Annotated in this window: 10 protein-coding genes; 2 read left to right on the forward strand and 8 right to left on the reverse strand. The window is 71.2% G+C overall.

What is annotated here, in order from left to right:
• A partial coding sequence (locus tag P1P70_RS05065) for a hypothetical protein (protein ID WP_319234967.1) occupies window positions 1–235 on the reverse strand: 235 nt, incomplete at its 3' end.
• Here P1P70_RS05065 and P1P70_RS05070 point away from each other — a divergent pair.
• On the forward strand, window positions 122–784 hold the full coding sequence (locus P1P70_RS05070) for a hypothetical protein (protein ID WP_319234963.1): 663 nt from the start codon (window positions 122–124) through the stop codon (window positions 782–784). The two genes, P1P70_RS05065 and P1P70_RS05070, sit on opposite strands and share 114 nt — an antisense overlap.
• A 283-nt stretch (window positions 785–1067) precedes the next feature.
• On the opposite strand, the gene P1P70_RS05075 is transcribed toward P1P70_RS05070, so the two are convergent.
• From P1P70_RS05075 to aspS, 4 genes are all read right to left on the reverse strand, one after another.
• On the reverse strand, window positions 1068–1766 hold the full coding sequence (locus tag P1P70_RS05075) for a GOLPH3/VPS74 family protein (protein ID WP_319234935.1): 699 nt from the start codon (window positions 1764–1766) through the stop codon (window positions 1068–1070).
• Window positions 1669–2292, reverse strand: a complete 624-nt coding sequence (locus tag P1P70_RS05080; RefSeq protein WP_319234936.1) for a hypothetical protein — start codon at window positions 2290–2292, stop codon at window positions 1669–1671. Before P1P70_RS05080 ends, P1P70_RS05075 begins: the two co-directional genes overlap by 98 nt.
• Window positions 2293–2559: 267 nt before the next feature.
• On the reverse strand, window positions 2560–3609 hold the full coding sequence (locus tag P1P70_RS05085) for an intradiol ring-cleavage dioxygenase (protein WP_319234937.1): 1050 nt from the start codon (window positions 3607–3609) through the stop codon (window positions 2560–2562).
• Window positions 3610–3967: 358 nt separating this feature from the next.
• Window positions 3968–5731, reverse strand: coding sequence for an aspartate--tRNA ligase (gene aspS, locus P1P70_RS05090; protein ID WP_319234938.1), 1764 nt, complete (start codon window positions 5729–5731; stop codon window positions 3968–3970).
• 457 nt (window positions 5732–6188) lie between these two features.
• On the opposite strand from aspS, the gene P1P70_RS05095 reads away from it, so the two are divergent.
• Window positions 6189–8552 carry a SpoIIE family protein phosphatase gene (locus P1P70_RS05095; RefSeq protein ID WP_319234939.1) on the forward strand — a complete coding sequence of 788 codons (2364 nt, stop codon included), beginning with the start codon at window positions 6189–6191 and terminating at the stop codon, window positions 8550–8552.
• Window positions 8553–8844: 292 nt separating this feature from the next.
• Here P1P70_RS05095 and P1P70_RS05100 read toward each other — a convergent pair whose 3' ends face one another.
• From P1P70_RS05100 to P1P70_RS05110, 3 genes are all read right to left on the reverse strand, one after another.
• Window positions 8845–10278, reverse strand: a complete 1434-nt coding sequence (locus tag P1P70_RS05100; RefSeq protein ID WP_319234964.1) for a hypothetical protein — start codon at window positions 10276–10278, stop codon at window positions 8845–8847.
• Between the two features lie 410 nt (window positions 10279–10688).
• The gene (locus P1P70_RS05105) at window positions 10689–11660 is read right to left on the reverse strand and encodes a pirin family protein (RefSeq protein ID WP_319234940.1); all 972 of its coding nucleotides are present in this window, start codon (window positions 11658–11660) and stop codon (window positions 10689–10691) included.
• Window positions 11661–12011: 351 nt separating this feature from the next.
• The gene (locus P1P70_RS05110) at window positions 12012–12506 is read right to left on the reverse strand and encodes an SseB family protein (RefSeq protein ID WP_184906245.1); all 495 of its coding nucleotides are present in this window, start codon (window positions 12504–12506) and stop codon (window positions 12012–12014) included.
• Between the last annotated feature and the right edge of the window lie 70 nt (window positions 12507–12576).

Here is a 12576-nt window from a genome sequence, read left to right on the forward strand (position 1 = left end):
CCGCCGCCCCCGAGGCCCACGCGTGAACGACCATTCCCCGGGGCCGCACCCGGACACCGACCCCTCGGAACCGGGCGAGGGCGACCTCCCCGACCAGCTCCGGCATCTCCTTGACGACGTGCTGGCCGTCGGCGCCCCGTACGGGCTCGCTCTCACCGGCGACCACGCGGCGCAGGCGCACGGTCTGGTAGAGCCGCGGCCGCCCGGTCGGGACCTGGAGGCTGCGACGGAACACTCGGCGGCGATGGAGGAGATCGCGGCCACGGTCCACGGGGGCCTGGCGGAACGCGGCTGGCTGGTGCGCACGGTGGCGACGGCCCCGCTCTCCGCCCGTCTCCTCGTCACCGACCCCACCACGGACGAGGAACGCACCCTGGACCTCCTGAAGGAGACCCTCTGGCACCCGGCGGTGCGGACACCGCTCGGCCTCACGCTCTCCCTGGAGGACGTGGTCGGCACGAAGGTCCGGGCCGTGGCCGACCGGGGCACGGCCCGCGACCTGATCGCCGTGCACGCGGCCACCGCCCACTGGACCGTCGTCGAGCTGGAGGAACTGGCCCGCCGCCACACCTCCGCCACATCCACCGCGTTCGACCTCGCCGACCTCCAGTCCCGACTGGAGGGCACCGAGTGGCTCGACGACCGGGAATTCGTTCGCCACGGCCTCGACGCGGACGCCATCCGGGGACTCCGCCGCTGGGCCCAGAGCTGGGCCGACGACATCGCCGAACGCCTCCTGGAAGAGGAGGCCCTGACGTCCCCACCGGAGGAGGAAACCGAGTGAGCAGGAGACGGTACGTCGCCGGGGGCGTCCCCGGCGGCTACCGCGAAGCACCAACGAAGATGAAGCGCTGGCGCAGGGCGCGCGGGGACTGCGTGAGCAGCCACGACGGCCTTCCAGGGGCGCGGGGAACCGCGCGAAGAGCCACGACGGACGCGTGGCCGCCCACTCACCAGCACCCCCCGAGCCACGAGGCGCCCCGGGGGGCAAGGGGCACAGCCCCTCCCAGCTGGGGGGGCGAAGGGGCGCGGCGAAGCCGACCGCGTCGCACGCGTGCACGTCGCCGTCAGGTCACCGCCGCGATCACCACCACCGTCGTCACCATCGCCGCCGCCGTGATGGCCGCCGCCGTGGCCGCCGCGGTCTCGGCCATCCTGCGGAGTGTGGGGTCGGCCCAGTGCCGCTCGGCGATCTCGGTCATGCGCCGCCGGGCCGGGGAGTCGTCGGAGTCGGCGTCCGGGAAGGCGAGGGTGTGCAGGTCGCCGTGGTGCAGGAGGCTGATCAGGGCGGCGGTGCGGGGGTCGGGCTCGGCGCCCTTCAGCACCACCTCCGCCAGACGCCCGCGCAGGGCGGACTCCACCGTGCCGTCCGCCTCCGGATAACGGGTGGTGCGGAAGACGAGCAGGACCCGGCGCTTCTCCTTCCGGATCAGGCCCTTGTCGAGGACACCCCGCAGAGCGGTCTCGTACTCCTCCGTGCTGTGCTCGTGGATCCACTTCCCGACGTCGTCCGGCTCGGTCACCTCGCCCGAACCACCGACCCCGTCGGACCCATCAACCCCGTTGGCCCCGCCGACCCCGTTGGCCCCCTCGGCCGCGCCGGACAGCACCCGTTCCAGCAGGGCCGCCGCTGCGATCGCGTAGGGCGTCCGCAGGGGAAGCCTGGCCTCACCCGTGGTGTCGTCGAGCGAGAGGAGGAGAATCTCCTCCCCGAGGGTCGTGGGGGCCGGCGCCGGTGCGGGAGTGGAGTCGATCGACATGGTCATGATCGGTACGACGCGGACGGGCGACCGGAAGTTCCGAACAATCGAGTCGAGGTCCGCCCCGTCGCCCGTGAGCAGTTACCGGAGCCCGGTTGGCCGACCCCTGACCACCGCCACCCGACCCCCCGCCCGGCTCCGACCCCGACCCTGACGCCGACCCCGCGATCGAACCCGCGTCCATCCCCAGCGCGGCACGGGCCTCGCGCACATGGCGCAGCCCCTCGACCGCCGTCCGCGTGACCCGCGCGTACTCGTCGGGCGTGCGGGCGGTGGTCAGCTGGGCGCGGGCGGTGCGGAGGCGTTCGGTGGCGTCGGTCAGGGACTCGGCCGCGCCGCCACCCGCCCGGGCCTGGGCGCGTACGTCGATACCGGCCAGGCTGCCGCCCAGCCGTACGACCCAGCGGTTGGCCTCGGCCTCCGCGTCCAGGTCGGAGGCCCGACTCGGATCGTCCACGGACCGCCGCCGCGCGACGGTCGCGACCACCGCCCCGACGATCAGCAACACTGCCACCAGCACGGCCAGCTTCATGGCCTCCTCCAGCAATCCGACGTTCCGTCCCGTACAGGGCCTACGTCCCGTACGGGTTCCTCACCCTGTACGTCCATCACACCCCCTCCCGCTGTGATCGTCCGTCGAGAAACCTGTGCGTCCCCTGATGACTTCCCCAACGGAACCCCGTCGCGCGGACGCGGGCACGGCGAAGACCCGAAACCCAGGTGGAGGGGGTTCCGGGCCTGCACCGCGCGCCGGCCGTACCCCCGTCGGCCGCTCGGCGACGGCGTACGCGGAACGGGGTCAGCTCGCCGAGACGGACTCCGAGGCGGACCCCGAGACGAACTCCGATGCGGCCGCCGACACGCCCGGCTGGACGGAGTCGTCCGTGCCGGTGTTCGTGGCCTCCGGGTCGACGCCGACCGTGAGGGTTCCGACGACACCCTTGGCGATGTCGTTCTTCCTGTACGTCAGCTTGAGCAGCCCGCCCTGGGTGCCGCTGCCGTCGTAGATCGTGTCGTCGTCGAGGGTGGTGCGCTCGGTCGTGGAGGTCGAATACGGCTCGACCTCGGCGGACGCGAGGACGGACTCCTCGTCGAAGAAGAACTGGCCGGTGTGACAGGTGGTGCCGCCCTCGTAACCGGCGTCCGTCCACTCGCCGTTGACGTGCACCTTGGTGTGGATGTGCACGCACCGGCCCCGGTACCAGCCCGGGAAGATCGTCATGAAGGTGACACGGCCCTGCTTGTCGGTCTTCCAGGTGCCGCGCAGATAGCGGGTGTCACTGGTCGGCTCCTCGTGCCCACCTCCCCCGCCGCCACCACCGGCCGGGGGCTCACCGGTCGGGGCGCCGGACGGTACGTCCGTCGGGGTTCCCGAGGGCGCGTCCGTGGGGGCGGTGCCGCCGCCCTCGGAGAAGCTCTCGTAGCCCGAGTAGAGCCCCAGCGCGTCGCAGTGCCAGATGTCGACGGCGGCATCGCGGATCGGCTCGCAGGTCTCGGAGTCGATCACCTTGAGGCGCAGGGTGAGGGGGATGCCCTCCTTGTCCTCGGTGATGTCCCGGCGGAGCTTGTCCGCGTCGATGTAGTACGGGCCCTCGGTGGTCTCCGAGGTGAGCCTGTAGCACTCCTCCCCGGCGCTCGCGCCGGCGGAAGCGAGGGGCTTCCCGCTTCCCTTGCTCGTGCTCGCGGTGGTGCCCTCGGTCGTGCCGGCGCTCGCGGTCGCGACGAGCACTCCGCCCACGCCCACGGCGGCCACGGCGCCCGCACCCGCCACGACGACCTTGCGGCGCGTCAGATCTCGCTTGTGCCTCGGCCCCTGGGCCTTCTCGTTTCCGGTCTGGTTTCCCGTCATGGCCAGGAAATTAGGGAGCCGGTCTGTCAGAGAGATAGGAAGGGGCTGTGGTTTGCCCCGCATTTCCGAGCGAAGAGAGAAGGGTCTCGAAATATCCGTCCCTTTCAGGCCCCTTCACGGCGGAGAATCCGCCATAGCGCCGCCGAGGCCCACCGCAGCACCCGCACACCCGCACACCCGCACCCACACCCACACCCACACCCGCCACAACAACACCTCGCGCCGCATCACATCCCGCGATCGCTGATCCTGTCTCTCAGAGACCTGAGAAAAGGCCCCCCTCCCCCACGCGAAAGGGGCCTGAAATCGACGAACGACTTCAGGCCCCTCTCCGGGAAAGCACCGATAAAGGCTTGCCTTACTTCGGCTGCGGCTTCCGCACCGACAGGTGCAGCTCGCGCAGCCGCGCCTCCTCCAGCTCCGTCGGCGCGCCCATCATCAGGTCCTGGGCGTTGCCGTTGAGCGGGAAGGCGATGGTCTCGCGGATGTTGGGCTCGTCCGCGAGCAGCATGACGATGCGGTCGACACCCGGCGCGATACCGCCGTGCGGCGGTGCGCCGAAGCGGAACGCGCGCAGCATGCCGGCGAACTGCTCCTCGACGGTGTCACGGTCGTAGCCCGCGATCTCGAAGGCCTTGAGCATGATGTCGGGCTCGTGGTTCCGGATGGCGCCGGAGGACAGCTCGACGCCGTTGCAGACGATGTCGTACTGCCAGCCGAGGATGTCCAGCGGGTCCTGGGTCTCCAGGGCCTCCAGACCGCCCTGCGGCATGGAGAACGGGTTGTGCGAGAAGTCGATCTTTCCGGTCTCCTCGTCCTTCTCGTACATCGGGAAGTCGACGATCCAGCAGAACCGGAAGACGCCCTCCTCGAAGTGCCCGGCACGCTTGGCGGCCTCGACCCGCACCGCGCCCATGATCTTCGAGACTTCCTCGAACTCGCCCGCGCCGAAGAAGACCGCGTGGCCGGCGGCCAGCGACAGCCGCTTGGTCAGCTCGGCGACGTTCTCCTCGGTGAGGAACTTGGCGATCGGGCCGGAAAGCGAACCGTCCTCGGCGACCCGCACCCAGGCCAGACCCTTGGCGCCCTGCTCGATCGCGTACTCGCCGAGCTGGTCGAAGAACTTGCGCGGCTGGGCCGCGACGTCCGGCACGGCGAGCGCGCGCACGTGCTTGCCGGCGAACGCCTTGAACTCCGAGCCCTCGAAGACATCGGTGATGTCGACCAGCTCCAGCTGGGCCCGCAGGTCCGGCTTGTCGGAGCCGTACTTGAGCATCGACTCGCGGAACGGGATGCGCGGGAAGGGCGAGGTGACGTGCCGACCGCCGCCGAACTCCTCGAAGAGCTCGGTCATGAGCTTCTCGATGGGCTGGAAGACGTCCTCCTGCTCGACGAAGCTCATCTCCACGTCGAGCTGGTAGAACTCGCCCGGCGAACGGTCCGCGCGCGCGTCCTCGTCACGGAAGCAGGGCGCGATCTGGAAGTAGCGGTCGAAGCCCGAGATCATCAGCAGCTGCTTGAACTGCTGCGGGGCCTGGGGGAGCGCGTAGAACTTGCCCGGGTTCAGGCGCGACGGCACGACGAAGTCGCGGGCGCCCTCGGGGGAGGTGGCGGACAGGATCGGCGTCGCCATCTCGTTGAAGCCGAGGGCCGTCATCTTGTGACGGATGGCGCTGATCACGGCCGTACGCAGCATGATGTTGCGGTGCATGCGCTCGCGGCGCAGGTCGAGGAAGCGGTACTCCAGGCGCCGCTCCTCGTTGACCCCGTCCTCGGTGTTGATGGTGAAGGGGAGCGGGGCGGCCGCACCGAGCAGCTCGACCTCGCCGACCTCGACCTCGATCTCGCCGGAGGGCAGGTCCGGGTTGATGTTCTCGGCGCCGCGCGAGACGACCTTGCCGTCGACGCGGACGGTCGACTCCTTGGAGATCTTGTCCAGCGCCTCGTAGGCCGGGGTGCCCGGACGGGCCACCAGCTGCGTGATGCCGTAGTGATCGCGGAGATCGATGAAGAGGATGCCGCCCAGGTCGCGCCGATTGTGCAGCCAGCCGCTCAGCCGGACGTCGGTGCCGACGTCAGAGGCGCGGAGCTCGCCGCAGGTGTGGGACCTGTACCGATGCATCGTCGTTCATCCAGCCTTCGCTGATCGGGGATCTGGCGGGTGTCTCACGGCCGGTGTTTCCTAGGGCCGCTGTTTCACGTGAAACAACGCCAAGGGTACCGGCCACCCCGAGATCGCCTCCCCACCATTTCCACCGAGGGCCAGGACCTCCCGCTCCCCAGGGGGCCAAGGACCTCCAGCGCTTACCGTCGGGCAGGGCCGTAGGGGAGGGCGCCACGACGACGCGACAGCCATTCCCCTGACCGGATACGCACCGTCATAGCCATGGGCAGGACCGCAAGCGGTTACTGTCGCTAGCGTCGATTGCCGTCACCTCCGTCGCCGCCGGTCGTGGTTTCTCGTCATGGCCTCCGTCATGGTCCTCATCGGCTCATGGTTCCGTCATGGCTCCCGGGCCCCTCGGTGCCCGGGACAGCTTCGGTGGCACGGTCCGATCAGCTGTTCTTAGAGTGGGTCAATGCGCACTGGTGAGCCCCCGCCCACCGTGGGGGACGTCCTGTCCGCCCTCGCGACGGGACTGTGGACCTGGGACAGCGCCGCCGGAACCGTCACGCTGGACGCCGAGGCCGCCCGGCTCATGGGTCTGCCCGCAGAGCCGACGACCCTCACCCAGGCCGGGGCGCGCTCGCGGCTGCACCCCGTCGACTGGAACGAGATCGTCTCCGTCGTGCAGCTCGCCGTCGCCGAGGACACCCTCGCCGAGGTGCGGATCCGGGTCATGGACGAACGGGGCCAGGTGGTCCGTACGATCCGCAGCCGTTCCAAGCCGACCTTCGATTCGGTGCGCAAGTCCTTCGAGCTGATCGGCACCATCCAGGAGGTCACCGAACCCTCCCCGGCGACCGCCGTGCGGGCTCCGTCCGTCACCGGCGACTGGCGGCGTTCGCGCGAGGCGTTCCTGCTGGACGCGGGCCGGGCGCTGGCCGAGGCGCGGTCCACGGCCGAGGTGCTGCGGGTCGCGGCGGGCCTCGCGATGCCCGGCTTCTCCCCGGACGGACTCGCGGTCTTCGGCGTCGAGGCCGACCGCCTCACCGTCATCGGCCACCACGGGCACAACCAGGGCGACGAGGGCCCCTTCACCCACATGCCGCTGGAGACGGACTACCCGGCCGCCGAGGTGGTCCGCACCGGCCGCGCCGTCTATCTCTCCTCCCCCGAGGACTACAAGGCGCGCTACCCCACGGCCTGGCCGCTCGCCGAGCAGTTCGGCCGCCAGTCCTGGGCGTTCCTGCCGCTGACCGTCGCCGGCCGCACGATGGGCGCGTGGATGGCGGGCTTCACGCACCCCGTCACCTTCACCCCCGACGAGCGCTCGGTCCTGACCACCGTCGCGCGCATGCTCGCCCAGGCCCTCTCCCGGGCCGGCGCGGCCGAGACCGAGCGCGAGCTGACCGACGGCCTGCAGCGCACGATGCTGCCCACACTGGGCCCCGAGATACCGGGCATGAGCGTCGCCGCGCGGTACGTCCCCACCGGCGGCGGACTCCAGGTCGGCGGCGACTGGTACGACATGATCGCCCTGCCGAGCGGCCGGTTCGCCCTGGTCATCGGCGATGTCCAGGGCCATGACGTACGCGCCGCCGGTCTCATGGGCCAGCTCCGCATAGCCCTGCGCGCCTACGCCTCCGAGGGCCACCGCCCCGACGCCGTCCTCTCCCGCGCCTCGCGCTTCCTGCACGGCATCACCGACTCCGCCGCCGACGCGTACCCCGACCTGCGCTTCGCGACCTGCCTCTACGTCGAGGTCGACCCGGCGTCCGGCGTCCTCGACATCGCCCGTGCCGGGCACCCCGACCCGGTCGTCCGCATGGCCGACGGAACGGTCCTCGTCCGGCCCACCCCGGGCGGCCTCCCCCTCGGCATCGACCCCGACGCCGACTACCCCACCACTCGGCTGGTGCTGGAGCCGGGCGAGACCATGCTCCTGTGCACCGACGGCCTCATCGAAACCGGCGGCCACGACCTCGACACGGGCTGGCGCCGCATCCGCACGATCCTGGAGTCCTTCGACGCGGGCCCGGCCGAGGCCGAGGGGGCCTTGGACCCCGGGGGTGCCCTGGAAGCCGGAGGTGTCCCTGGGGTCGGGGGTGCCCTGGAGGTCAGGGGTGCGCTGCAAGCCGAAGGCGCCCTGGAAGCCGGGGGACGCGGAGGGGCGGCGGCGGAGGAGCCCGGCGCCCTCGCCCCGACCGCCGCGCTCGTGGCCGTCCGGCCGGAGTCGGTGGGGCTCGGGCCTGGGCGGCTGGAGGCGTTGGCCGACGCGCTCGTGCAAGGGGTGCACGGTCCCTCCTCGCACCACACGCCCGGCCCGCTCGCCGACCGGCGCGAGGACGACATAGCGATGCTGCTGCTGTGCCGGGAGAGCGAGGGACGCGGCGGCACCACCGCCGTACCGGCGCCCACCCGCCGCACCGCCCTGACCATCGCCCAGGCGGAGCCAGAGCGCATCGCCGGTGCCCGCCAGCAGGTACGCGAACTCCTCCACGACTGGACCTGCGGCGACCAGGTCGACTCCGCCGTCCTCCTCGTCTCCGAGATGCTCACCAACGTCCTTGTCCACACCGACGCCGACGCCCTCCTCGTCGCCGAGATGACCGGCGACGGCGGCAGGCGCAGGATGCGCGTCGAGGTCACCGACGCCAGCGACGACCTCCCCCACAAGCGCCACCCCGGCGAACTCGCCTCTTCCGGCCGCGGCCTCGTCCTCATGGACATGCTCGCCGACGCCTGGGGCGTGGACCCCCGCGGCGACGGCAAGAGCATCTGGTTCGAGCTGTACGAGACACTCCCGCCGGACGCCTCGCAGGGACCGTCCCTGAACTGACTCTGCATCCCTCAACAACTGGCTGTGCGTCCCCGGCTGACAGCACAGCACAGCACCGGAACGGACGGTGCAGCCCTGGAACCGACGAACCCGCTCACGGCCACGTAGGTGAGCCCCGCCGCCACCGACCGGTGCACCCGCCGCCGCACGCCCATGTACCCGACCCCGACCACGGCCACGCAGGTGAGCCCCCCGCCGCCACACACGCCGCACCACCGAGCCACCCCGAAGCTCCGACCCCCCGAGCCGCCGACCCGCTCGGAGCCGGCACCCGCTCGGAGCCGGCACCCGATCACACCCGCTCGTACACGATCACCCGTCGCCCCCGCACCGACTCGTCCGCCACCACGGTGAAGTACTCCTCCAGCACCGCGTCCTTCATCCGGTCCCGTCCCCCCGACGGCGGCCGGGCCACCCCGGGCGCGTCGGTGACCAGCAGGATCCGTCGCTGCGCCAGCATCGCGTCCCGTATCCGGGCCGGGTCGGCCTCCACGCCCTTGAGCGTCCCGGACGCCACGGGGCTCCGGGCCAAAGCGATGTCCCGCAGGCCCGCGAACTCGTCGGGGGAGACGAGCGCGGTGTCGCGCCGGGCCGACGGGGCGAAGAGGACCGCGTCGCCGGGCTGCTTCAGCTGCCGTACGTGCACGGCCGCGGCCAGGACGTCGTCGACCCGGCTCGCGGGGGACCGTTTGGCCAGCGCATGCGGCAACAGCGCCACCGTCGCGACGGCTACCAGCACCGGTACGAGCCACGACGCCGTTCTGGGGAACCCCGGCCGGACGGCCCGTACCGCCGCGCTCAGGGCCACCCCGATCAGCAGCGCCAGGCCCAGCATGCTGAACAGGATGTAGCGGTCCAGGAACAGGGGGCGGATCAGACACAGGCCGAGCAGCCCGAGGTGCGGCACCGCCAGCAGCGGCAGCGCGACGGCCGCCACCGACAGCCGCCCCGCCCGCGGCCGGTCCAGCAGCGCCCCCAGACCGCCGATCGTCAGCAGGACCGCCGGGCCGATCAGCATGTGCCAGGTCAGCGGCGGTATCCAGGACACCTGGTCGGACTGCCGCCGACTGAACAGGATCAGCGGCAGGACCCCCGCCACGGCGACCGCCGAGGCCGCCGCCCAGCGCGTCCAGGTCGCGCGCGGCACCCGTGCCCACACCAGGGTCGCCGCATGCGCGGGCACGATCAGCAGGGACAGCCAGTTCAGCAGCCCGCACACCAGGATCACGCCCCCGTACGCCACCCAGAGCGCACCCGAGCCGACCCGCCCCCGCTGCAGCACGGTCACCAGCAGCAGCGTCGAGAGTCCCGCGCCGGCCGCTGTCAGCGCGTACGGGCGGCCCTCCTGGAGATGGAACTGCACGGCCGGCAGCAGCCCGAACACGAGCCCGCCGCCGAGCCCGGCCCAGAGCCCGGCCAGTCGGCGGCCGATGACCGTGACACAGGCCGCCGCCACCGCCACCGCCAGCACCGAAGGCAGCCGCAGGGTCGTCGTACCGGGGCCGAAACAGGTGAAGAGACCGTGCATCAGCAGGTAGTAGGCCCCGTGCACGACGTCGACGTGCCCCAGCATGTGGAGGATGTCGGCGGTCGACCGCCGCGCCACCTGCCAGGTCGCGGCCTCGTCCCGCCACACGCTGTGCTGCCGGGACAGCCCCCACAGACCGAGCGCGATCGTCCACAGCACCGGAGCCGACCAGACCGGCAGCCGCCGCACGGCCGCCACGGTCTTCGAACGGACCGCCGTGACGGTCGCGCACCCTCTCAGGAACGACAGCGCGGGCGCGCTCAAGTGGCCGGAGAATGGTGGGCCGGACGTCGGGCTCCATCGTCGTGGAACGGCCTGCGCATGGTGTCTCTCCCCGTTTCCCTGCGTGTGCGGCGGGGAGCGGGCAGGACTGAGCCCGCCCCGGCCGACGGCCGGGGCGGGATCCGAGTGGTGCGCTCTCCCCCGTGAGAACCACCCGCTCCGGAGGTCAGCCGAAGAGGTGGACACGCCAGAACCTACGCGGCGGGGAGAGTGCTTATCCAGGCGTCGACCGGGTGTGCATGATCACCCGACGCAGAGTGAACCCGGACGACGCTGGTGGCCCGATTGGCGAGGGCGAGCCGCTTTTGCCCCGCCATGAGCCCTTGCTACGGCCCCTCGGGAGTCATCCCGTGAACCGCCGGGATCGTCCCCAGCCGCCCCTTCTGGAAGTCCTCGAACGCCTGCTGCAGTTCCTCGCGGGTGTTCATCACGAACGGGCCGTAGTGGGCCATCGGCTCACGGATCGGCTGCCCGCCGAGGAGGACGACCTCCAGGTCCGGCGTATGGGAGTCCTGCTTCTCGTCCGCACGGACGGTCAACGAACCGCCGGCGCCGAAGACCGCAGTCTGGCCCAGCTGGATCGGACGACGCTCGGCACCAACCGAGCCCTTGCCCGCCAGCACGTACGCCAGCCCGTTGAAGTCCTCCCGCCACGGCAGGGTCACCTCCGCACCCGACGCCACCGTCGCGTGGATCATCGTGATCGGCGTGTGCGTGATGCCGGGACCAGCGTGCCCGTCCAGCTCACCGGCGATCACGCGCAGCAGCGCGCCGCCGTCGGGCGTGGTCAGCAGCTGGACGTTGCCGCCGCGGATGTCCTGGTAGCGCGGAGGCATCATCTTGTCCTTGGCAGGCAGGTTCACCCACAGCTGGAGCCCGTGGAAGAGACCGCCGGACATGACCAGGTGCTCCGGCGGCGCCTCGATGTGCAGCAGGCCCGCGCCCGCCGTCATCCACTGCGTGTCGCCGTTGGTGATGGTGCCGCCACCACCGTTCGAGTCCTGGTGGTCGAAGATCCCGTCGATGATGTACGTGACGGTCTCGAAGCCCCGGTGGGGGTGCCAGGGGGTGCCCTTCGGCTCTCCGGGTGCGTAGTCCACCTCGCCCATCTGGTCCATCATGATGAACGGGTCGAGGTGCTGGTAGTTGATCCCGGCGAACGCCCGGCGGACCGGGAAGCCCTCGCCCTCGAAGCCACTGGGCGCGGTCGTCACGGCGAGCACCGGGCGGGCCACCGCGTCGGTCGGTGCGGCGACACGGGGCAGGATCAGCGGGTTCTCGACGGTCACTGCGGGCATGTCGGTACCTCCTTGTGCGCTCAGTTTAGTTGATTGTTGAACTTCCTGCCAGGCCCAACAGCACACGGACCCCGTCGCATTCCCGCGCGGCCCCGGGCAGCAGAACGCCGCTGGCCCCAGAGGACCAACGGCGAGATGACGATCCGGGTCACCGGCGAACAGTAGAGGAGCCAGAGGACCGGAAGAAACGATTCAGCAAACCACTGCGCCCAAGCCCCAGCCCACCCAAGAGGCGCGGGGAACTGCGCGATCAACCCCCACAGCCCGCGCCCCGCAACGAACCGCACCCACCACCCCGACCCCGGAACCCGGCCCAACCGGCGGAGCTACCCGTCTGCGAAGCAATGGCGTCTAGCCGTACATCCGCCGCATCGCGAACTCCACCATCTGCTCCACGGCCTTCGCGTCGAACACCATCCGGTGCTCCCCCTCCATGTCGAGGACGAAGCCGTACCCGGTCGGCAGCAGATCGATCACCTCCGCACCGGTGATCACGAAGTACTTGGACTCCTTGCCGGCGTACCGGCGCAGCTCCTTCAGCGAGGTGAACATCGGGATCACCGGCTGCTGGGTGTTGTGCAGCGCCAGGAACCCGGGGTTGTCGCCACGCGGGCAGTACACCTTCGACGACGCGAAGACCTGCTGGAAGTCCTCCGCCGCCATCTGCCCGGTGGTGAAGGCCCGCACCGCGTCCGCGAGGGAGGGCGGGGACGGCTCCGGGTACAGGGGTGGCTGCTGCCCGTAGCCGCCCCCCATCTGGCCGCCGGGCATCTGCCCGGGCATCTGCTGCTGCGGCGGCGGGGCGTACTGCTGCTGGGGGCCGGCGCTCTGGTCGTAGCCGTACATGCGGCAAAGCGTAACGAGTCACAGATGACCCGATCGGGGTTGCTTCTTATTACTGATGGGTAGCATCATC

Origin of the sequence: Streptomyces sp. MB09-02B (assembly GCF_033794485.1) — a bacterium.
Lineage (GTDB): Bacteria > Actinomycetota > Actinomycetes > Streptomycetales > Streptomycetaceae > Streptomyces.